Here is a 22,125-nt window from a genome sequence, read left to right as displayed (position 1 = left end):
CTGATTGACAGAACATCTGGCCGCTGGCAAAAGCGCGCTCGGACAGGCCGCACGATCAGAACGAGCGATCAGCTCGCTGGCCGGGTCCTTGGAAGGTGCCGACAGCGAGGCACCGAACCCTGGAGGGAAACCGATGCTGTCTCGCCGTCATGTCCTGTTGGGTTCGCTTGCCGCCGGAGCCGTCGCTCACGCGCAATGGCTGATCGGCGCGGCCTTCGCGCAGAGCCCTGGCCAGCTCCAGCTCTTCGTGCCGGCTGCGCCCGGCGGCGGCTGGGACCAGACCGCCCGCACGATGGAGCAGGTGCTGCGGGCGGAGAAGCTGATCACCGGCGCGCAGATCACCAATGTCGGCGGCGCCGGCGGCACGGTCGGCTTGCCGCAGTTCACCAATCAGTGGAAGGGCCGCCCCAACGCCCTGATGGTCTCCGGCATGGTCATGGTCGGCGCCATCATCGCCAACAAGGCCCCGGTGAAGCTCTCCCAGACCACGCCGATCGCGCGCCTGACCGGCGAGTTCCTCGCCCTCGTCGTGCCGGCGGCCTCGCCCTTCAGGACGGCGAAGGACTTCATTGCAGCGCTTAAGGCCGACCCGGCCAAGATCCCGGTCTGCGGCGGCTCGGCCGGCGGCTCCGACCACATCCTGCTCGGCCTGATGGCGAAGTCGGTCGGCGTCGCGCCGGCCAAGCTCGCCTATGTCCCCTATGCCGGAGGCGGCCAGGCGGTCGCGGCGCTGCTGGGCAACCAGGTCGCCGCGGGCATTTCCGGCTATGGCGAGTTCTCGGAGCAGGTGAAGGCCGGCAAGCTGCGCCTGCTCGCCATCTCCGCCGACAAGCGCCAGCCTGGCATCGAGGCGCCGACGCTGAAGGAGCAGGGCATCGAGGTCGAGCTCTTCAACTGGCGCGGCGTCTTCGCCCCGCCGAATGTCAGCGCCGACCAGCGGGCGGCGATGATCACGCTGATCGAGAAGATGGCCGGCAGCCCAGCCTGGCTCGACGAGGTCAGGAAGCGCGACTGGACGCCGATCCTGCTGACCGGCGACGCCTATGCCGGCTTCCTCCAGGAGGAGACGGCGCGCATCGAGACGATCCTGAGGGATCTCGGCCTGGCCGCCTGATCGCCCCGGGGCCCAGCCCCCAAAATCTCACTCGAGGACATCCGTGATGACTGACGCTCATTCGCGGCAGCGCCCGCACGCGCGCCTTGCTCCGGCAGAAGCCCTGATCGGGCTCGGGCTGCTGCTCTTCGCCGGACTCACCCTCTGGCAGACGCTCTCGATCCCGGTCTCGCCGATGTATGCCCAGGTCGGCCCGCGGGTCTTCCCTTACATCACCAGCGCGGGCCTGGCGGTTTTCGCCGTCCTTCTCCTCGCGCAGGCCGCCCGGGGCGGTTGGCAGCCGGCCGAGGAGAAGGAGGTCGAGCTCGACTGGAAGGCGGCTGCCTTCGTCGCCGCCGGGCTCGTCGCCAATGTCGTGCTGATCGGCCCGCTCGGCTTCTCGGCCGCCTCGACGGCGATGTTCGTGCTCGTCGCCCATGGCTTCGGCAGCCGCAGGCCGCTGCGCGATGCCGCGATCGGGCTCGTTCTCGCGCTCACCGCCTATTTCGGCTTCGCCAAGGCGCTTGGCGTCAACATCGGCGCCGGCCTCGTCGAGAACCTGCTGGGAGGCTGAGATGGACACGCTCGCTCAGCTCGGGCACGGCTTCTCGGTCGCCTTCTCGCCGAACAACCTGCTCTGGTGCCTCGTCGGCACCACGCTCGGCACCGCCATCGGCGTACTGCCGGGCCTCGGGCCGGCGCTGACCATCGCGCTCTTGCTGCCGATCACCTTCCAGGTTGCGCCGGAGGCGGCCTTCATCCTCTTCGCCGGCATCTATTACGGCGCGATGTATGGCGGCTCGACCACCTCGATCCTGCTCAACACGCCGGGCGAGAGCGCGACGATCGTCACCGCGCTCGAAGGCAACAAGATGGCCCGCTCCGGCCGGGCCGGCGCCGCGCTCGCCACTTCGGCGATCGGCTCCTTCGTCGCCGGCACGATCGGCACCATGGGCGTCACCTTCCTCGCCCCCGTCGTCGTCAGCCTGGCCCTGCTCTTCGGCCCGGCCGAGTACTTCTCGCTGATGGTGCTCGCCTTCGTCACGGTCTCGGCCGTGCTCGGCTCCTCCGCGGTGCGCGGCCTCGCCAGCCTGTTCCTCGGCTTCTATCTCGGGATGATCGGGATCGACCTGCAGACCGGGCAGCCGCGCTTCACCTTTGGCCTGACCGAATTGCTCGACGGCACCAATGTCATCGTCGTAGCGGTGGGCCTGTTCGCGGTCGGCGAGACGCTCTACGTCGCGGCCCGCCGTTATGCCGGCCAGGACGAGATCGTGCCCCTGCGCGGCTCGCTCTACATGACGCGCGAGGAATGGTCGCGCTCCTGGAAGCCCTGGCTCCGCGGCACCGCGATCGGCTTCCCGATCGGCGCCATGCCGGCCGGCGGGGCGGAGATCCCGACCTTCCTCTCCTATGTTCTCGAAAAACGCCTGTCGAAGAAGCCGGAGGAATTCGGCACGGTCGGCGCGATCGAGGGCGTCGCCGGCCCCGAAGCCGCCAACAACGCCTCCGCCGCCGGCGTCCTCGTGCCGATGCTGACGCTCGGCCTGCCGACCTCGGCGACCGCCGCGATCATGCTCTCGGCCTTCCAGAGCTACGGCATCCAGCCCGGACCGCTGCTGCTCGACACCCAGCCGGCGCTGGTCTGGGGCCTGATCGCCAGCCTCTACGTCGCCAACGTCCTGCTCGTCGTCCTGAACCTGCCGCTGGTCGGGCTCTGGGTCCGGATCCTGAAGATCCCGGCGCCGCTCCTCTATGCCGGCATCCTCGTCTTCGCGACGGTCGGCACCTACGGCATCTCGCAATCGCCGATCGACCTCATCCTGCTCTACGTCCTCGGCGGCATCGGCTTCCTGATGCGCCGCTTCGACTTCCCGACCGCGCCGGTCGTGATCGGGATGATCCTGGGGCCGATGGCCGAGACCGAATTCCGCCGGGCGATGACGATCTCAGGCGGGGACTGGACGGTGCTGTTCACCCAGCCGCTCTCCGCCGCGCTGCTGGCGCTCGCCTTCGCCGCGCTGTTCGGCCCGCGCCTCTACCACCTCATCCGCGCCTGGCGCGGCCCGCGCCCCGCCCATGTCCCCGGCGATGCCTGAGAAGCGAGACATAAGATGACCCAACTCCTTCACGGCCTGCGCATTCTCGACCTCACCAATGTACTGGCCGGCCCCTATTGCGGCTATCAGCTCGCTCTGCTCGGGGCTGATGTAATCAAGGTCGAGGCGCCCAATGGCGGCGATCTCGCCCGTCAGCTCGGCGCCTCGCCCGAACTCAACCAGGCGGCGATGGGCGCCTCCTTCCTGGCCCAGAACGCCGGCAAGCGCTCCGTCGTCGTCGACCTCAAGAGCGAGGATGGCCGGGCGCAGTTCCTCGATCTCGTCGCCACCGCCGACGCCCTCGTCGAGAACTTCCGGCCGGGCGTGATGGAGCGCCTCGGGCTCGGCTATGAGAGCCTCCACGCCATCCGCCCGGACCTGGTCTATTGCGCCATCTCCGGCTTCGGCCAGACCGGGCCGATGCGGGACAACCCCGCCTATGACCAGATCATCCAGGGCCTGTCCGGGGTGATGAGCATCACCGGCACGCCGGAGACCGCCCCCTTGCGGGTCGGCTATCCCGTCTGCGACACGCTGGGCGGCCTGTTCGGTGCCTTCGCGGTCGTCTCCGCCCTGCTGCGCCGCGCCAGCACCGGCGAAGGCGCCTTCCTCGACGTCTCCATGCTCGAATGCACGCTCAGTGCCTTGGGGTGGCCGGTGTCGAACTATCTGACAGCCGGCGTCGAGCCCCGCGCCATGGGCAACGAGAACATGACGGCGGCGCCCTCCGGCGCCTTCGAGACCGGCGACGGACTGCTCAACATCGCCGCCAACAAGCAGGAACAGTTCGTCACGCTCTGCGGCGTCATCGGACGGCCCGAGCTGGCGAGCGATCCGCGCTTCAGCGAGCGCGAGGCCCGCAAGCGCCATCGCGGCGAGCTGAAGAGCCTGATCGAAGCGGCGCTTGCCGCAGCTTCTGCGGCGGATTGGGAAGATCGCCTCAACCGGGCCGGCGTCCCGGCCGGCCGCGTGCTGACGATCCCGCAGGTTCTGCAGGAGACGCAGGTGACCTCCCGCAACATGACCACCCACTTCGAGACCGGCGCTGGCGACCGTCCGCTGACGGTGATCCGCGGTGGCTTCCTGGTCGACGGCGAGGCGCCCCGGCCACTGCAGCCGCCGCCGAAGCTCGGCGAGCACAGTGACCAGATTCTGGCGGAGGCCCGCAGGCAACGCGAGACCAGGAGGCAGGCATGAGCGACAGCATGCGCAAGGAAGGCCGCGAGCGCGGCGAGGAGTGGTGGTCGACCGAGATCATCGAGATGCGGCCCGGCCTGATCCGCCTGCGCGGCTACCCGATCGAGGATCTGATCGGCCGGATCAGCTTCCCGGCCATGATCTGGCTCATGCTTCGGGGTGAACTACCGAGCGAAGCTGAGGCCGAACTGCTCGGCGTCGCCCTCGGCGCGGCGGTCGATCACGGCCCGCAGGCGCCCTCGATCGCGATCGCCCGCATGGCCGCAACCTGCGGCGTCGGTATCAACAGCGCCATGGCGTCCGCGATCAACGTGCTCGGGGATGTGCATGGCGGCGCCGGCGAGCAGGCGCTCGGCTTCTTCGGCGATATCGCAGCGGCGATGGATGAAGGCCAGCCGCTCGAGAGCGCCGTGACGGGCCGCGTCGCGCGCTTCTTTGCCGAGAGCAGCTATGTGCCGGGTCTCGGCCACCGCTTCCACCCGCTCGATCCGCGCGCGCCGCGCTTGCTGGCGCTGGTGCGCGAGGCGGCCGCTGCGGGCACCGTAGGAGGTCGCTTCGCCGACATCGCCGAGGCGGTCGAGGCGGCCGTCGAGATCCACAAGGGCAAGCGCATCCCGCTCAACATCGATGGCGCTACTGCCGTCATCTATGGCGAGCTCGGTTTCCCGCCGCCGCTGACGCGCGGTCTCTTCGTGCTCTCGCGCTCGGTCGGCATCCTCGCCCATGCCTGGGAGCAGTCGCAGAAGCCGGACCGCAACAAGGGCCCGCTGCCGCGCGAATGGCTCTGGGCCTATCGCGGCGCGCCCGAACGCCGGCTGCCCGAAGCGCAGGCCGCGCGGCCATCGCCTTCAGACCAATAACCAAGATCGATCTCGAGGGAGACCATCATGACGCAGCTTTCTCGCCGCTCGTTCCTGCACGCCTCGCTCGGGGCCTCTGCCGCCTCCTTCGGGCTCGGCCGATTGTCCGATCCTGCGCTCGCGCAGGCCTATCCATCGGCCAACATCCGGATGGTCGTCCCTTACGCCGCCGGCGGCACCACCGATTTCGTCGGGCGGCTCGTCGCCGAGGCGATGGGCGAGCAGACAGGCGGCCATCGCTTCTTCGTCGAGAACAAGACCGGGGCAGCCGGCGGGATCGGCATGAAGGACGTCGCGGCCGCAAAGCCCGACGGCTATACGGTGCTGCTCGGCGATTCCACCATGGCGGTGACGCCGACGCTGACGCCGGCGGCGGGGATCGATCCCCTCAGGATGTTCAGACCGGTCTGCCTGATTGCGACCTTCCCCTCGGTGCTCGTCGTGCATCCGAGCGTGCCGGCCAAGACCGTCGCCGAGCTGATCGCCTACGCCAAGGGAAACCCCGGCAAGCTGAATTTCGGCTCGGGCGGCGTCGGCACCGTTCCGCATCTCCAGGGCGAGCAGTTCCGGCTGAAGACCGGCACGAGCCTGCAGCACGTGCCCTATCGCGGCGCGGCCGCCGCCTTGCAAGACGTCGTTGCCGGGCAGATCCAGATGCTGTTCACCGCGGCGCCAACCGCACTCTCCTTCATCGAAGGCGGGCAGCTCAGGCTGATCGCGACAACGGGCGCCGAGCGCCTGCCGATCGCGGCCCAGGTGCCGACTTTGGTCGAGGCCGGCGTCAAGGACTTCGTCTCCTCGCAATGGTTCGGTCTGCTCGCCCCGGCCGGAACGCCGGAGCCGGTCGTCGCCCGCCTCAACGAGCTCGCCGTCCAGGCGACGCGTAACCCGAGCGTCGCCAAGCGCATCACCGAGCAGGGCGGTTTCCTCCAGCCGGGCTCGCCCGAGGATTTCAGCAGATTCATCGCCGACGAGCTCAAGAGCTGGGGCGAGATCGTCCGCGCCGCGCAGGTGCAATAGCTCTTTGAAACCTTGCCGATTCTAGGGAGTTGACCGATGAGCTGGTTCGCACCGCCACAGCCGATCGAGACGGATGTCTTTACCAGCCTGCCCGAGGCGTTCCGAGATCGGCGCGCGAGCGCATGGAGCATCGCCAACAAGGGCGGGCAAGCGATCGACTCCTTCCTGGAAGGGCCGTGCCTGGGCCCCGACGGCACGCTCTATGTCGTCGACATCCCGTTCGGGCGGATCTTTGCGGTCGATCCGGCCGGGCAGTGGCGTCTGGTCGTCGCCTATGACGGCTGGCCGAACGGCATGAAGGTCGCCCCCGACCGCCGGTTGATCGTCGCCGACTATCGCCGCGGCCTGCTGTCAATCGATCCCGCGAGCGGGACGGTCGAGACCATCCTCGGCGCGGTCAACAGCGAAGGCTTCAAGGGGCTGAACGATCTCCAGCTCCTGCCTGACGGCTCGATCCTGTTCACCGACCAGGGCCAGACCGGCATGCAGGATCCGAGCGGCCGGCTCTACCGGCTCTGGCCGGACGGCCGCCTCGACCGGATCATCGCCAACGCACCGAGCCCGAACGGCGTTGCCATATCGCGCGAGGGCAGCCACGCCTTCCTGGCACTGACCCGCGCCGCCCAGATCTGGCGGGTGCCGCTCGCTCCCAATGCCCAGGCCGGCAAGACCCAGGTGTTCGCCCAGTTGCCCGGCGGCCTCTCCGGGCCGGACGGACTGGTGGTCGATGGCGATGGCCGCGTGATCGTCTGCGATCCCGGCCATGGCTGTGCCTGGGTTCTCTCGCCGCTCGGCGTGCCGCTCTACCGCGTGGTCTCCTGTACCGGCCGGACGGTAACGAATGCGGTGCTCCTGCCTGACGGAGAGACCTTGCTCCTGACCGAATCCGAAACCGGGCAGATCCTGCGAGCGCACCTTCCAAGTGCGTGACGGCCGCAACCCAGCGCCGCGACCGCTTTCCCGTTAGCGCCTGAGGTCGATCCAATAGCCGGCCCGATAAGGGATCGGCAGGAAGCGCTCGTGCAGCCGGCGCAACGTCTCCTCGGGATCGAGATCCGCGAACAGCTCCGGATGCAGCCAGCCCACGATCCGCTGCAGCGCCACGAACTGGTAGGGGCTGGTATAGAACTGGTGCCAGATCGCATGGACGCGGCCCGTCCTGACCGCCTTCGTCGATCGGAAAGCCGGCCGCGCCGCCAGCGCGGCAAGCTTTTCCTGCGCCTTGCGAAGATCAGCGCCGGGGCCGAGGCCGACCCAGGCGCCGTTCGGTGCCAGCGCCTCCCAGTTGCCGCCGGTCACGATCACTACATCGGGATCGCGCACGATGATCGTCTCGGGATTGATCGTCCCGAAGGTGCCGTGCAGGAGCTCGCTGCCGAGATTGATGCCGCCGGCCGCGGCGACCATGGCGCCGAAATTCTCATTGCCGAAGGTCAGGCAGCATTCGTCGGAATAGCCGGGAATCCGGTCGAGCATGACGAGAGGCTTGGCGAGCGGGCCAGCGGCCGCGAGCCGCTCGGTGACGCGCGCGATCTCCACGGCCCGGAAGGCGATCAGCGCCTCGGCGACCTCCGTTCGCCCGAAGACCTGTCCGAGCAGGCGCAGCGACGGCTCGGTGTTGCGCGAGGGCGCATGCCGGAAATCGACATAGACGACCGCGATGCCCGCCGCAGCCAGTCGCTCGACCAGACGGATTTCTCCGGCCGGGCGCTGCGTCTCGGCGCCGAGCACAACGAGGTCGGGTTGCAGCGAGATCGCCTTCTCGATGTCGAAGGCGCCACTATTTGGCGACCCAAAGCGCGGCAGCGCCGCCGCCTGCGGAAAGCGCGCCAGATAGGCGGCATGCGTATCCGGGTCGGACTTCTCGAAGTCCTCGCCCCAGCCGACGATCCGCCCGAACGGGTCATCGCGATCCAGCGCCGCGGTGATGTGGATCTGCCGGCCCTCGCCGAGGATGACGCGGCGGACGGGAACCGTGACGGAGACTTGCCGCCCCGCCACATCCGTCACCGTCACAGTGTCCGCGATGGCGTGCGCCGGCATGAGCGCGAGCCAGGCCAGCAGCGCAAGCGCGAGCCAGCGCAGGGCGGTCACGGCGCTGAGCCCGGCCCAGCGCATGCTCAAAGATCCATCGACATCGACAGCCGGAAGGTGCGCGGCGCCCCGACATAGAAGGTGCCGAAGGAGGCGACGCTCGACCAGTACTTGCTGTCGGCGACATTCTGGACCGCAGCGCGGAACACGGTCTTGCGCCCGGCGATCTCGGTGGCGTAGCGCGCGCCGAGGTCGAACCGCGTCCAGTCCGGCAGCGACTGGGCGTTGGCCGCGTCGATGTACTGCTTGCCGGTGTAGACGAGAGTCCCGGTGAGCGTCAGGCCCCTGAGCCAGGGCACATCCCATTCGGCGCCGAGATTGAGCTGCACCGGCGCGACGCCAATCGGCCGGTTGCCGAGATTGGCAGCGACCGAGGTCTTGGTCAGCTTGCCATCGAGGAGCGAGGCGCCGCCCAGCAATCGTAGCTGCGGCGTGACCTCGCCATAGACGCTGAGCTCGAGCCCGCGCACGCGCTGTTCGCCGGTGACGGAGAACAGGCTGCCATTTAGTTCGCCGCTGGGCTTGTCGATCTGGAAGCCGGCGAGCGAGGCGCCGAAGCTGCCATACTGAAGCTTGACGCCGGCCTCGTACTGCTTGGTGCGGTAAGGCGCAAAGGTCTCGCCGGCATTGCTCGCCGTGGTCGGAGCGACGTCGCCGCGGCTCAGGCCCTCGACATAGTTGGCGTAGACCGAGAGGTAGTCGAGCGGCCGCAGCACGAGGCCGACCATCGGCGTTGTGGCGCTTTCGTCATAGGCCGAGGTCAGAATGCCGGTCCCCGCCGCATAGTTGTTGGTTGCGACCGACTGGCGCCGGACACCGAGCGTCAGCATGACCCGATCGTCAAAGGCCGACATCGTGTCGGCCAGCGCGATGCTGGTGAGGTCGCTGTCGGAGAGGCGCGTGCGCGCGGCGCGGGTCGCAAACTGCGTGGCGCTCCAGCTTGGCGCGTAGATGTTCGACAGCACCGGGGTGCCATTCGTCAGGGCCCGCTCCAGGGTCTCGCGATAATAGGACGCCTGCAGCGTCAGCGAATGCTTGATGAAGCCGGTCTCGAAGCGGGCGCGGATTCCAGCTTCATAGCTCTGGCGGCTGACGCCGAGATCGAAATATTGCGGTGTGTGGCTGGTGTCACCGCGGGCGTTCAGGATCGTCGGCAGGCCGAAGAAGCGCTCGACCCGGGTCTGCGAGCCGCCGGCATTGCCGAAGACGGTGATGGTGTCGGTGAGGTCGAGTTCGTTCTTCCACAGCACCGAGCGGTCGTCGATGCGCGACCATTCCCAGGGCTGGATGACATTCTCGCGCCCGCCCGGAGCGGACGGCACGCGCAAGCCGCGCGTCATCAGGAACGGACGATTGGGCGCATCGAACTCGTCCCGCTGTGCCAGGGCATAAAGCCAGCTGCGGAAGCGCTCGCCCTGATAGTCGAGCGCCAGCGAGCCGATGCCCGTCGTCTCGGATTGCCGATTCACGGCCGTGTCGCCGCCGCGCAGCGAACCGTTGACGCGCACGCCGAACTCGCGGCCGGCACCGAAACGGCGCGCGACGTCGAAGGTCGCGCCGCCATAGGCCCGCGACGAGAATTCGGTACCGACACGGGTGAGATCGCCCTCGGCGCGCTTGGGCACGACGTTGATCACGCCGCCGACCCCGCCATTGGGTGCGATGCCGGTCAGCGCCGCGGCCGGGCCCTTCAGCACCTCGATACGCTCGGCATAGTCGGTGAAGACGCGATAGTTCGGCGCGACGCCATAGACGCCGTCGAACGCGATCTCTCCGCTATTGCCCTCGCCGATCGGGAAGCCGCGGATATTGAAGGAATCGACGATGCCGCCCGACGGATGCGAGCTGCGCACCGACGGATCGAGGATCAGCGCATCGGCGACGGTCGAGGCCTGGAGATTGCGGGCGAGCTCGCCGGTATAGCTTGTCGTGCTGAACGGCGATTTCAGCGTCTCGGCATTGCCGAGCAGGCCGAGCCGGCTGCCCTGGGCGACCTGCCCGCCGGCGAACGGTGCGGGCACCTCGGAGGCGCGGGCAAGACCTTCGACCACGATCTCGTCGAGCCGCACTTGGTCATTACGCTCCTGCGCAGCGGCGGCGGAAGCCGCCAGGATGACAAGGGCCGTGCCCGCCAGCAGCGCCAGCGGGGGCCTTCCGCATCGCGTAGCGACGCATGGAGCAGAACGACGCTGCGGCGCTACGGGACGAACTGCCGACATCTATGAAACTCCCAAACCAGCCGCGGAGGCGATTCCAGCCGGCGGAGACCCTGTTCGGCACGCAATCAAAAGAAAAGCACGCGGACGTTGCAATGCAGCCACCCGAGTAGATTGTAAAATAACGTGCTATATTTGCAACGAATACTTTATAACTACTTCAATAAATGTATTTACGCAGACACACCGAGGTCGCCGCCCGAATGTTCGCGCGACGACATCTCATAACCGCGCGAAGCGGTAGCGCGCCCGCGCGGCGGGCGTCGACCGCGTTTATTGGAAGGGGGCTTCTGAAAATTAGAGGCAGCCCGCCTTCAGGCCGCGTAGCGCCCAACCAGCTCGCGCGCAGCCGAGATCTCGTCGCAGATCCATTCGTCGACCAGTCGCACCTCGCGGCGCCGCCGCATGCCGGGCGGCCTGACAAGAAAATAGGAGATGCCGGTCGGCACGGCCTTGCGCAGCGGCACTACGAGCCGGCCGTCCTGGATCGCCTCATGGGCAAGGACGACGTCGGTCATGGCGACGCCCAGCCCGGCCTCGGCGGCGCTCAGCGCCATGTCGAGCGCGTCGAAATCGAGCCCATGGCGGGTTTCGATATGCATCCCCGACTTCTCGGACCAGGTTCGCCAGTCGCGCCGGTCGGGCAGCGGATGGAGCAATGTCGCCTCGGGCAGGTCCGCGCCGGAGAAGCGGCCACCGCCATAGGACGGGGCACAGACCGGCAGGATCCATTCCGGATAGAGCTCGGTGACGCAATCGAGCGGCCAGTTGCCCATGCCGTAGCGGATGCCGAGATCGGCGTCGGCATCGTTAAGCGTCATGTCGTTCAGCCGGGTCTGGACGCTGACCTTCACCAGCGGGTGTCGCTCCTGGAAAGCCTTCAGGCGCGGCAGCAGCCAGCGCAGCGCGAAGGTCGGCAGGCATTTGATCGTGACCGTCTCCTGCTCGGCGCGGAACGGCGTGATCGCCTCGGCGATATGGTCGAACGCCTCCTTGACGCTGAGCGCGAGGCGCTGGCCGGCATCGGTGATCTCGAGTCCATTGTGGTTGCGCTGGAACAGCGGCGTGCCGAGCTGGTCCTCGAGGATCTTGACCTGCCGGCTGACAGCGCTCTCGCTGACATTGAGCGCCGCCGCTGCCTTCTTGATGCTGAGCTGCGCCGCGACGATCTCGAAGCAGCGCAGGGCATTGAGCGAGGGCAGCCGGCGGGTCATGGCCGCGGGCTCGGGCGCGGTGCTGTCGCGGCCGCCCGTCTCATCGGATGTCCATGCGCGGGTCGAGCGCATCCCTCAGCCCGTCTCCTGTGAAGTTGAAGCTCGTCACCGCCAGTGTAATGGCAGCTCCCGGCAGGATCGCAAGCCACGGCGCGCTCGTCAGGTAGATCTGGGCGTTGTTCAGCATGTTCCCCCAGCTCGCGGTCGGCGGCTGGATGCCGTAGCCGAGGAAGCTGACATAGGATTCGAGCAGGATGGCGCGGGCGACGTTGAGCGTCGCCGCGACGACGATCGGCGCCATGGCGTTGGGCAGGAGCTCGCGCAGCATCACCCGCAGATGCGAGGCGCCGAAGGAGCGCGCCGCCACCGCATAATCCTGCTCACGCAGGACCTTGATCTGCGCCTCGACGATGCGCGCGACGTTCATCCAGGAGGTCGCGGCGATCAGCAGCACCATCGAGGTCAGGCCCGGCTTGACCAGTGCCGCCAACGCCAGCAGCAGGAAGATCGTCGGAAAGCACAGGATCGCGTCGACGAAGCGCATCAGAGCTGAGCCGATGGCGCCGCCATGATAGCCGGCGATCATGCCGACACCGGTGCCGATGGCGATCGCGATCGCCATGGCGGTAAAGCCGATGCCGAGCGAGATGCGCCCGCCCATCATCAAGCGAGCCAGCATGTCGCGGCCGAGCTCGTCCGTGCCGAGCAGATGCGCACCTGCCAAGGGCGGCGCGAAACGCTTGAGCACGTCGATATGGGTCTCGTCGAACGGCAGCACGACCGGGCCGAGAAAGCAGATGAGCGCGAGAGCAAGAATGATCGCCGCACCGGCCATGGCGAGCCTGTGCCGCCGGAAGCGGCTCCAGGCGCTCTTTCGGCCAAGGCCTTCGGGCTCGATCGGCAACTGGAAAACGTCTGCACTCATGGTCAGCCCAGCCGGATGCGGGGATCGGCGACCGCGTAGAGCATGTCGGCGATCAGCGAGCCGATCAGCACCATCAACGCCGACAGCATCAGGATGCCCATCACCACCGGATAGTCGCGGTACTCGATCGAATCGAGGAAGAGCCGGCCCATGCCCGGCCAGGTGAAGACCGTCTCGGTGACGAGCGCCCCCCCGAGCAGGGTCGGGAACTGCAGGCCGGCCAGCGTGATCAGCGGCAGCAAAGCATTGCGCAGGGCATGGCGGCTGAGCACCGCCTGCTCCGGCACGCCCTTGGCGCGGGCGGTGCGGATATAGTCCTGGCCGATCACGTCGAGCACGGCCGAGCGCGTGAAGCGCGCCCAGACCGCCGTTTCGACCAGGGCAAGGACCAGGACCGGCGCGATCATGTGATGCAGCACATCGAAGAGCGAGCCGTCGCCGATCGTCTGGCGGTTGCCGGCCGGCAGCCAGCCGAGCTCCACCGAAAAGAGATAGATCGCGATCAGGCCGAACCAGAAGGTCGGGATCGACAAGGCGATCATGGCGCCGACCGTCGCCACCATGTCGAAGACCGAATAGCGCCGGATCGCGCCGAGGATGCCGATGGCGCAGCCGAGCACCATGGCGATCAGCGTCGAGGCCGCCATCAGTTCGAAGGTGGCGCGCAAATGCGAGGTGATGACACTCCAGACCGGGGCGTTGTCGCGATAGGAACGGCCCCAGTCACCGGTCAGCATGCGCCGGAGCCAGTCGAGATATTGCACCGGCAGCGGCCGATCGAGGCCAAGCTCGCGGCTGATCCGGTCAAGGTCCTCCTGCGTCATCTGGGCCGACTGGGCGAATTGCGACATCGGCCCGCCGGGCGCCAGGTGCAGGATGGCAAAGCCGATCGCCGAGACGATCATAAGGAGAAGCAGCGACTGCCAGAGCCGCCTTGCGAGGAACGGACCCATCTCAACCGGTCACGCCGCCCAGTACCAGCGCCGCATGTTCCAGCAGCTCGAGGAGCAGTTGATGTTGGGCTGGAAACCCTGCAGCCCGTCCTTGATGCCCTCGGCCATCACCGTCTGGTAGATCGGCAGCAGGACGAGGTCGTCGCGGATGATGCGCTGGATGCGGCCGTAGGTCTTCTTGCGCTCCTGCGGGTCAAACTGGCTGGCGCCGTCGGCGAGTAGCCGGTCCATCTCGGGATTGCCGTACTGGTAAGTGTTGAGCCCCGAGCCGGCCTTGGCCGGGATCGCGGTCGAGGCGAAGCGCGGCGTCACGTCGGGATCGTTGCCGATCATGAAGTTCGAGCCGACCATCACCGATTCGAACTTCGACTTCTGCCAGAACTCGCCCCAGATCACCGCGCCCGGCATGTTGTTGATGCGCAGGGCCGCGCCGACCGCGCGCCAATCCTGCATCAGCAATTGCTGCGACTGCTCGCGGCCGGGATTGCCGACCGTGGTCGAATTGGAGAATTCGAGGCGCACCCCGTCCTTCTGGCGGATGCCGTCCGCGCCGCGGGCCCAGCCGGCCGCGTCGAGGATGGCATTGGCCCTGGCCGGGTCGTGCCGATGCGCCGGCAACCCATCCTCATAGGCCCAGGATTCGCGCGGCAGGAAGGATTCGGTCGGCACCGGCAGGCCGTAATAGAGCGCGTCGATCCGCGCCGCCTTGTTCATGGCGAGATAGAGCGCCTCGCGCACCGCCTTGTCGGCGAAGGGGCCGAATTCGAGGTTGAGCGCGATATGCTCGATGAACGGCGTCGGCGAGCGCGAGATGCGCCGCCCGCGCAGGCCCTGCGCCTCCTTGACGAAATGCGCCGCGATGCCGCCGATGCCGAGATAATCGACCTGCCCGGTGCGGAACTGCGTGTAGAGCACCGTCAGGTCCGGGATGTATTTGAAGACGGCGCGCTCCAGATAAGGGCCCTCGCCGTGATAGGCGGTGTTGGCTCGCAGCAGCAGGTGATCGCCCGCGGCGCGTTCGCCCCAGCGGAATGGGCCGGTGCCGACGGGCGCCCCGTTGAATGGCGCCGTATTGGGATCGGGCGCCTTCTCCAGGATGTGCCTGGGGACGATGAAGGTCAGCGCCAAGATCGAAAGATAGGGCGAATAGGCACTCTCCATGCGCCAATGGATCTCGTCTGGCGCCACGATTTTGATGTCGCGCACGAGGCTGTGGCCGACGCGGTTGCGTACCCGGAAGCCGGGCGTGTTGATCAGGTCGAGCGTGTATTTGACGTCCTCGGCGGTGAACGGCGTGCCATCATGCCATTTCGCGTCGCGCCGCAGCCTGATCTTCCAGCTCAGCCCGTCGGCCGAGAGGCCGCCATTGGCGATGCTCGGCACCTCGGCGGCGAGGTCGGGGACCAGCTTGCCGTCAGGATCGACGAACCAGAGCGGGCTGAAGAGCTGCCACCAGACACCCTGATCGACCTCGCTACCCGGCATCAGCGGATTGAAGACGGTCGGCTCCTGCGACAGGCCCGCGACGACCTGGCCCTTCGGTTGCTGCGGCGGGCGCGTTTGCGCCTGCGCCCCGCCAGCCGCCAGGGCAGCGGCGCCCAGGCCGAGCGCCAGCACCTCGCGCCGGCTGTGGAATCTCATGCGATTGCCAATTTCGGCCATGTCGAACTCCCCTCATTGCGTCCGGGCTGTGTTCAGCCTCGGTCAGATCTCGCCGGGCCGGCGGTTCAGCCGGTCCGTTGCAAGCTGCTTCGCACTGGCGACAGGTCTTCGGCGGTTACGCCGAGCTCCACCATGGCGGCCGGCAATCCGCGCCCGGCGAGCAAGGCGGCAGTCACCTCACCCATTGCCGGCGAGGTCAGGATGCCGCAGCCGCCCTGCCCCACCAGCCAGAAGAACCCAGGCTCCTGCGGCCGCATGCCCGCGACCGGTTCGGCATCGGCGACGAAGCTGCGCAGGCCCGCCCATTGGCTCAGCGGCCGGCCGATCCGGAAGCTGGTGTCCTGCTCGATATTGTCGATCGCCTGCGCGACATCGAGATCGTCGGCGTAGGCGTCACCCGGTTCGACCGGCGTCGCATCGGCGAGACTGCCCATAAAGCAGCCGGGCTCGGGCTTCACATACCAGCGATAGTCGACAGTGCTGACATGCGGCCAGGCGCGGGCGTCGTAGTCAGGCCGATGCGCGAAGGTAAAGGCGGTGCGGCGCTTGGGCACGATGCCGAGCGGCGCGATACCGGCCAGGCGGGCGATCTCGTCAGCCCAGGCGCCGGCGGCATTGACCAATAGCGGCGCCTGTACCTCGCCGCCGGGCCAGGCCACTGTCCAGCCGGAGGCGTCGCGACGGATGGTGTCGACGCCGGCGTTCAGCACCATCGTCGCGCCGTTCGCCTTGGCGCCGCGCAGATAGCCCTGCAGCAGCATGTCGACATCGATGTCCATGGCGTCGGGCTCGTTGACGCCGGCCTGGACCTTCTCCGGCCGGAGCGCTGGAAACAGCGCAAGCGCCGAGGGAGCATCCAGGCGTTCCGCCCGGGCGCCGACCGATTGGATGCGCTCCACCAATCGCGCCAGCCTGTCCTCCTGGCCGGCGGCCGCGACCGTCAGGCAGCCGCGTGGCGTCATGACCGGATGGGCGCAGAAGCCAGGCGGCGGCGCTTCGAGGAAAGCGCGGCTCGCCTGCGCCATGCGCCGCATCGTCAGCGCGGTGATGCCGACGGTGAACTGCGCGGCCGAGCGCCCAGAGCTGTGATAGCCGGCCTGCTCCTCGCGTTCGATCAGCGCGACCGAGCCGTGCCGGGACAGGAAATGGGCTGCGGAAGCTCCCGCAATCCCGCCGCCCACAACGATCACATCGACCCGCATCGTCCTCGCACCAGCTTTCCGGTCATCGGCAACCGGCAGCCATCCACCGGCAGGGTCAACGACAGCACCGAGCCGCGCCGCAGTCGATTTCAATAATTGGGGGCCGGCACCTCAAAAGCTGGGTCGCCGAGCAGCCCGAATTCCCTGGGCCCCGCCCCCAATTATTGAAATCGACATCGCCGCCGCGTCGGGGCTTGCCTTGGCCCGAACAGACCAGCGGAGCAACACCCATGAGCGGGATCGGTTTGCAGGCGCCGCGCCGGCGCAATATCTCATCCGGCAGCGCCTTCGAGGCGCAGTACAGCTATAGCCGTGCCGTCATCGTCGGCTCACACGTCATGCTGTCGGGCACGACCGGCTATAACTACGCGACGAGCACGCTGGCCAAGGGCGCGGCGGAGCAGACCCGCCAGCTCTTCCGCAACGCCGCGGCCGCTTTCGCGCAGGCTGGCGCAACCCTGCCCGACGTCGTCCGCGTGCGCATATTCATCGCCCGCGCGAGTGACTACGAGGCGGTGATGGCGGTATTCGCCGAGGCCTTCCGGGAGGTGAAGCCAGCCTGCACCACGGTCGAGGCCGGGCTCTTCGATCCCGACATCCTGGTCGAGATGGACATGGACGCCATCGTCGATGTCGATGCTTAGCCTGCGCTCGCACGTTCCCGACGACGTCATCGCGGCTGCCGATCGCCTCCCCGGGCAGGCCGATGTCGTCGTCATCGGTGGCGGCATCATCGGTGCCGCCGCCGCTTTTCATCTCGCCGGCGCTGGGCTGAGCACGGTGCTGCTCGAAGCCGACAAGATCTCCTCGCAGCAATCCGGCCGGAACTGGGGTTTCGTCAGGACGCAGTATCGTGACCCGCTGGAACTGCCGCTCGCCATCGAAGCGCTCGCGTTATGGCCCGAGCTCGAGCGCGAACTTGACGCCCCGGTCGGCTGGCGCCGAACCGGCTGCGTCTTCGTCGCGGCGACGCAGAAGGAGATGGCGGCCTTCGCTGGCTGGCATGACAAGACGCGCGACATCGCTCGCGAGGCCCGGCTGCTCTCCACCAGCGAGGTCACAACCCTGCTGCCGTCCCTGCGCGGCAACACGAAAGGCGCGCTCTACACTGCGACCGACGGTCAGGCCGAGCCGGTGCTGACGACCACGGCTTTCGCCCGGGCCGCGGCAAGGCGCGGCGTCCGCATCATCGAGGATTGCGGCGTGCTCGCCATCGAAACCGCTGGCGGGGTGATCAGCGGCGTTCAGACCGAGCACGGCCTGATCCGCTGTGGCGCCGTGGTCTGCGCTGCCGGCGCCCAGAGCCACCGGCTCCTCGCCCCGCTTGGGCTGTCGCTCCCACAGCAGAGCGTGCGCAGCACCGTTTCCCTAACCGCACCGCTGCCGCCGCTGAGCGAGGCCTGCTTCTGCGGTTTCGGCATCGGCCTGCGCCAACGGGCCGACGGCTCCTGCATCATTGCGGCCGATTCGACCTCCGATATCGATCTGTCGCTCGATTCCTTCCGGGCCGCCCGCTTCTTCCTGCCGGGGCTGCTGCGCCATGGCAGCGGCTTCTCGCTGCGGCTTGGACGTCCCTTCGTCGATGATCTGCATCAGCGCTTCTCGGTGCCACTTCACAAGCGCGCCGTCGCACGGCGCCCCAGCATCCCCGCCAACGCCAAGCTGGCGGCACGCACCGGCGCTGCCATCCGCGACCTGTTCGCCGGCGCAGCCGGCATCGAGATCGTCAAATCCTGGGCCGGCCGCATCGATGTCCTGCCCGATGCGTTGCCGGTCCTCGACGCACCGGCCGAGATCGCCGGGCTCATCGTCGCCACCGGCTTCTCCGGCCATGGCTTCGGGCTTGCTCCCGCGGTTGGTCGCCACGTCGCCCGGCTGGCCAAAGGCGAGACCCCGGCCGCGATGCTGGCGCCGCTCAAGCTGGACCGTTTCGCGCGCGGCACCTATTCGGCACCGCATGCCCCGCTCTGACCATGACGATGGCAGCGCGCAACGGGTTTCGAGAGGATCGGCCATGACGCAGAAGACCGGCATGGACGCCGCCGCGCGCGAGCACATCCGCCGCTACTACGACGGCACATTGCGGCCGGACGAGATGGTCGTGGCGATGTCGCAGGAGACCGGCTGGTTTCCGTCACGCGTGGTGCGAAGGGGTGGTGCGGTCTCCCCGCTTCGCGATGCCGGCCGCACGCTGCCGCCGCTGGAGATCCGCGATCACGGCCGGATCTTCGATCTCTACGACTATCTCTCGGTCAACCGCGTCGCCGGGCTGATGGTGCTCCAAGATGGTGCCGTGATCGAGGAGAGCTATTCGCTCGGCATCGGGCCGCAGACGCAGTGGAAGTCCTGCTCGCTGGCAAAGTCCGTCACCGCCACGCTCTACGGCATCGCGCTGCGCGAGGGGGCGATCGCAAGCCTCGACGACCCGGTGACGCGCTATGTGCCGCTCGGCGGGCTCTATGCCGGCGTCTCGGTGCGCCAATTGCTGCGCATGGCGACCGGCGTGCGCTGGAACGAGGACTACACCGAACCGACCTCGGACCGCCGCCTGCTGATGGATACCCAGATGAACTGGGAGCCGGGCGGCATCGTCAGGCACATGGAAAGCCTGCCGGCCGAGACGCCGCCGGGCGGCTCCTGGAAGTACAACACCGGCGATTCCTATCTCGCTGGCCTGGTCCTGGAGCGCGCGAGCGGAACCAGCCTCGCCGACTATCTCTCGGTGAAGCTGTGGTCGCGGATCGGCATGGAAGCGGATGCCTCGTGGTGGTGCGAGAGCCCGGACGGCATGGGCATCGCCGGCAGCGGCCTCCACGCGACGCTGCGCGACTATGCCCGCTTCGGCCAATTCGTTCTCGACAACGGGCGGGTCGGCTCGCAGGAGCTCTTGCCGGAGGGTTGGCGCGAGGAGGCGGGCACGCCATACCGGATCGGCGAGACGCTCATCCCATACGGTTATATGTGGTGGGTTCCCGTGCTCGACGATCCCGCGCTGAAGGGCACGTTCCAGGCCGAAGGCATCTACGGGCAGTTCATCCACATCAACCCGCGCAAGCGCCTCGTCGTGGTCGTGTTGAGCGCCCGCTCGAAGCCGGGCTATCGCAGGCGCCTCGAAATCAACGACGATGCCTTCTTCGCAGCGCTGGCGGGCTGCTTCTGAGGGTATCGCCGTGTCGTCGCCGATCACGCATCATCCCGCTAGAGGTCGGTGCTCTGGGGCAGGATCACGAGGTCGCGGATCGTGACCGTGCGCGGCCGGGTCAGCATGAAGTGCACGGCCTCCGCCACCTCCTCGGCCTCGATCAGGCCGCCGCGGGCGCGTTCCGCTTCGAGCTTTTCCGACGGCCAGTCGGCGATCAGGGCGGTCACCACCGGGCCGGGCAGGATCGCTCCGACGCGCAGGCCATGCGGGATGACCTGGCGCCGGACCGTGTGGACGAAGGCCTGCACGGCGTGCTTCGAGGCCGTGTAGACCGGCTCCCAGACGACCGCCTCGACCCCGGCGACCGAGCTGGTCACCAGGATGTCACCGGTGCGGCGCGCGATCATGTGCGGCAGCACGGCGTGGACGCTGCGGAACACCGCGTTGACGTTGAGGTTCAGCATGCGGTCCCAGGCATCTGGATCGCCCTCGCTGACCGGCCCGCCGACATAGGAGCCGGCATTGGCGTGGAAGATGTCCAATTGCCCGGCCTCTTCGAGAATCCGCGGCATCATGCCGGCGACCGATGCTGGGTCGATCAGGTCGACGACCAGCGGCGATGCTTGGGGGCCGAGCGCTTCGCAAGCCCGGGAGAGGGCATCGCCATCACGGTCGATCAGGACGACGCGCGCCCCGGCGGCGACCAGGCGCTTCGCGCAGGCGAGACCGATCCCCGAAGCTGCTCCGGTGATCGCCGCGACTTTTCCGGCCAGTTCCTGCGTCACGTCGTCTGGTCCCTAGCTGTATGATTCTCGGGGGCTTGCATGAGATCACGCGCCGTTCGCGCGGCTCTCTGGAGATGATCGAAGGCGGCAAAGCGCCTGTCGTGCAGGCCGGCGACCGTGCCGCCGGCCGGTAGGTAAACGCTGGCCCGGGGCGCCATGCCGGACATGGCCGCGTCCAGGGATGCAAACGCGCCGGCTGCCGTCGCTCCGAGCATCGCCGAGCCGAGCAGAACCGGGTCGACGCCATCGGCCACCAGCACCGGCAGTCCGGTGCAGTCGGCCAGCACTTGCCGGATCAGCGGATCGCGCCCGGCGCCACCGCTGAGCACGACCGCCTCGATGAGGGCGCCCTTGGCGCGGCTGACTTCCAGGATTTGGCGCAGGCCGTAGCCGACCCCGGTCACGCCCGCGACATAGAGTGCGACCAGATGCGCAAGGTCGCGCTTCATGCCGAGACCCGCGACAAGGCCACGTGCGAGGGGATCGGCATGCGGCGAGCGGTTGCCGAGGAAATCGGGCACCACGACGAGGCCCTCGGCCAGCAACACCGCGTCCGATGCGTCGCCGGCCCGCGCGAGGGCCTGTTCGGCGAGCCAGGCCGGGAGCGAAAGACCTGCCGCTGCAGCCAGGCCCCGGGCTTCCGCTGCTGCCGGATGAAAGCCGATCAATTGTTCGATCGCGGCGCCGGCGCCCGACTGGCCGCCTTCGTTCAACCAGAGGCCCGGCGCCATGGCGGAGAAATACGGTCCCCAGACGCCGGGGATGAAGATCGGTTCGCGACTGCTCGCCAGGGTGCAGGCCGACGTGCCGAAGACATAGGCCATGCGGGTCAGGGCCGTGCCATGCGGCGAGACGGCCCCGACGGAGCCGACACCGCCGGCATGGGCGTCGATCAGCCCTGCTGCAACCGCGGTACCGGGCTTCAAACCGAGATCGACCGCAGCCTCCGCGGTCAGTCCGGCACCCAGCGCGGTGCCAGCCGGCACGATCTCAATGCCGATGCGGACAAAGCCATCCTCGCTGAGGTCGCCGAGTCCGATCTGCCTGAAATAGCTCTCATCCCAGCGCCCCTCATGCGCGAGATAGGTCCATTTGCAGGTCACCGTGCAGATCGAGCGCGCGAGTGAGCCGCTGGCGCGCCAGGTCAGGAAGTCGGCCAGGTCGAAGAACTGCCATGCCGCATCATAGGAGGCCGGCAGATGCTCCTTGAGCCAGAGCAGCTTCGGCGTCTCCATCTCCGGCGAGATCGTGCCGCCGACATAGGCGAGCACCGGGTGCTTCGTCTGGTTGATGCGCGCAGCCTGGTCGAGCGCGCGATGGTCCATCCAGACGATGATGTCGCGGCTGGCATCGCCATGCACGCCGACGGGCAGCGGCGCACCGCCCTCCCCCAGCACCACCAGCGAACAGGTCGCGTCGAAGCCGATTCCGCCGATCGCCTCCGGCGCCAGCCCGGCAAAGCCCATCGCCTCGCGCACGCAGGCGCAGACGGCACGCCAGATGTCTTCGCTCGACTGCTCGGCGATATCGGGGCCGTCCTGGTAGAGCGCGATGTCGTGTTTCGCCGCCGCGAGCATCTGCCCGCGTCGGGTGAAGATGCCGGCCCGGGCGCTGCCGGTGCCGACATCGATGCCGATGAAGTGCTCGCTCATGACCGAAGAGC

The 22,125-nt window shown here is 68.1% G+C and carries 19 protein-coding genes; 10 read left to right on the top strand and 9 right to left on the bottom strand.

From position 1 onward, the window contains the following. The first annotated feature begins 133 nt into the window (after positions 1-133). The 7 genes from AC07O0_RS21275 to AC07O0_RS21245 are packed head-to-tail and all read left to right on the top strand — an operon-like array spanning position 134 to position 7,199. Entirely contained in the window at positions 134-1,114 is a 981-nt protein-coding gene (locus AC07O0_RS21275) for a Bug family tripartite tricarboxylate transporter substrate binding protein (RefSeq protein ID WP_494625677.1), read from the top strand. A 46-nt stretch (positions 1,115-1,160) separates the two neighbouring features. Then, positions 1,161-1,667, top strand: a complete 507-nt coding sequence (locus tag AC07O0_RS21270) for a tripartite tricarboxylate transporter TctB family protein (protein ID WP_494625676.1) — start codon at positions 1,161-1,163, stop codon at positions 1,665-1,667. A 1-nt stretch (position 1,668) separates the two neighbouring features. After that, complete coding sequence (locus AC07O0_RS21265) at positions 1,669-3,192, top strand: tripartite tricarboxylate transporter permease (protein ID WP_494625675.1); 1,524 nt, start codon at positions 1,669-1,671, stop codon at positions 3,190-3,192. A gap of 15 nt (positions 3,193-3,207) precedes the next feature. Then, a complete protein-coding gene (locus AC07O0_RS21260; protein WP_494625674.1) occupies positions 3,208-4,389 on the top strand; it encodes a CaiB/BaiF CoA transferase family protein in 1,182 nt (393 codons plus the stop codon). Next, positions 4,386-5,249, top strand: a complete 864-nt coding sequence (locus tag AC07O0_RS21255) for a citryl-CoA lyase (RefSeq protein ID WP_494625673.1) — start codon at positions 4,386-4,388, stop codon at positions 5,247-5,249. The genes AC07O0_RS21260 and AC07O0_RS21255 overlap by 4 nt, the downstream gene beginning before the upstream one ends. 27 nt (positions 5,250-5,276) lie before the next feature. Further along, positions 5,277-6,269 carry a Bug family tripartite tricarboxylate transporter substrate binding protein gene (locus AC07O0_RS21250; protein WP_494625672.1) on the top strand — a complete coding sequence of 331 codons (993 nt, stop codon included), beginning with the start codon at positions 5,277-5,279 and terminating at the stop codon, positions 6,267-6,269. Positions 6,270-6,305: 36 nt separating this feature from the next. Further along, positions 6,306-7,199: an SMP-30/gluconolactonase/LRE family protein gene (locus AC07O0_RS21245; protein WP_494625671.1), complete on the top strand. Its 894-nt coding sequence runs from the start codon at positions 6,306-6,308 to the stop codon at positions 7,197-7,199. Positions 7,200-7,232: 33 nt separating this feature from the next. Here AC07O0_RS21245 and AC07O0_RS21240 read toward each other — a convergent pair whose 3' ends face one another. From AC07O0_RS21240 to AC07O0_RS21210, 7 genes are all read right to left on the bottom strand, one after another. After that, entirely contained in the window at positions 7,233-8,387 is a 1,155-nt protein-coding gene (locus AC07O0_RS21240) for an ABC transporter substrate-binding protein (RefSeq protein WP_494625670.1), read from the bottom strand. A gap of 2 nt (positions 8,388-8,389) precedes the next feature. Further along, complete coding sequence (locus AC07O0_RS21235; RefSeq protein WP_494625865.1) at positions 8,390-10,507, bottom strand: TonB-dependent receptor; 2,118 nt, start codon at positions 10,505-10,507, stop codon at positions 8,390-8,392. 386 nt (positions 10,508-10,893) lie between these two features. Further along, positions 10,894-11,793, bottom strand: coding sequence for a LysR substrate-binding domain-containing protein (locus AC07O0_RS21230; protein WP_494625669.1), 900 nt, complete (start codon positions 11,791-11,793; stop codon positions 10,894-10,896). Positions 11,794-11,833: 40 nt separating this feature from the next. Then, positions 11,834-12,718, bottom strand: coding sequence for an ABC transporter permease (locus AC07O0_RS21225; protein WP_494625668.1), 885 nt, complete (start codon positions 12,716-12,718; stop codon positions 11,834-11,836). Positions 12,719-12,720: 2 nt separating this feature from the next. Next, positions 12,721-13,671 (bottom strand): ABC transporter permease, encoded by a 951-nt coding sequence (locus AC07O0_RS21220; RefSeq protein WP_494625667.1) that lies wholly within the window; start codon positions 13,669-13,671, stop codon positions 12,721-12,723. Between the two features lie 9 nt (positions 13,672-13,680). After that, on the bottom strand, positions 13,681-15,333 hold the full coding sequence (locus AC07O0_RS21215) for a peptide ABC transporter substrate-binding protein (protein ID WP_494625666.1): 1,653 nt from the start codon (positions 15,331-15,333) through the stop codon (positions 13,681-13,683). Positions 15,334-15,398: 65 nt separating this feature from the next. Next, positions 15,399-16,535, bottom strand: a complete 1,137-nt coding sequence (locus AC07O0_RS21210; protein ID WP_494625665.1) for an NAD(P)/FAD-dependent oxidoreductase — start codon at positions 16,533-16,535, stop codon at positions 15,399-15,401. Positions 16,536-16,765: 230 nt separating this feature from the next. Between AC07O0_RS21210 and AC07O0_RS21205 the strand changes: the two genes are divergently transcribed. Genes AC07O0_RS21205 through AC07O0_RS21195 form a run of 3 tightly spaced genes read left to right on the top strand, consistent with a single transcriptional unit; the run spans position 16,766 to position 19,695 of the window. Then, positions 16,766-17,179: a Rid family hydrolase gene (locus tag AC07O0_RS21205; RefSeq protein ID WP_494625664.1), complete on the top strand. Its 414-nt coding sequence runs from the start codon at positions 16,766-16,768 to the stop codon at positions 17,177-17,179. Beyond that, a complete protein-coding gene (locus tag AC07O0_RS21200) occupies positions 17,166-18,506 on the top strand; it encodes an NAD(P)/FAD-dependent oxidoreductase (protein WP_494625663.1) in 1,341 nt (446 codons plus the stop codon). The genes AC07O0_RS21205 and AC07O0_RS21200 overlap by 14 nt, the downstream gene beginning before the upstream one ends. 43 nt (positions 18,507-18,549) lie before the next feature. Then, positions 18,550-19,695 (top strand): serine hydrolase domain-containing protein, encoded by a 1,146-nt coding sequence (locus AC07O0_RS21195; RefSeq protein ID WP_494625662.1) that lies wholly within the window; start codon positions 18,550-18,552, stop codon positions 19,693-19,695. A gap of 38 nt (positions 19,696-19,733) precedes the next feature. Here AC07O0_RS21195 and AC07O0_RS21190 read toward each other — a convergent pair whose 3' ends face one another. Then, positions 19,734-20,462, bottom strand: a complete 729-nt coding sequence (locus AC07O0_RS21190) for an SDR family oxidoreductase (RefSeq protein ID WP_494625661.1) — start codon at positions 20,460-20,462, stop codon at positions 19,734-19,736. Beyond that, positions 20,459-22,114, bottom strand: coding sequence for an FGGY-family carbohydrate kinase (locus AC07O0_RS21185; protein WP_494625660.1), 1,656 nt, complete (start codon positions 22,112-22,114; stop codon positions 20,459-20,461). The genes AC07O0_RS21190 and AC07O0_RS21185 overlap by 4 nt, the downstream gene beginning before the upstream one ends. Between the last annotated feature and the right edge of the window lie 11 nt (positions 22,115-22,125).

Source organism: Allobosea sp. GW821-FHT10B12, assembly GCF_059415545.1.
Note: the sequence above shows the minus strand (reverse complement) of the source record. Positions and strands in the feature narration are given on the sequence as shown.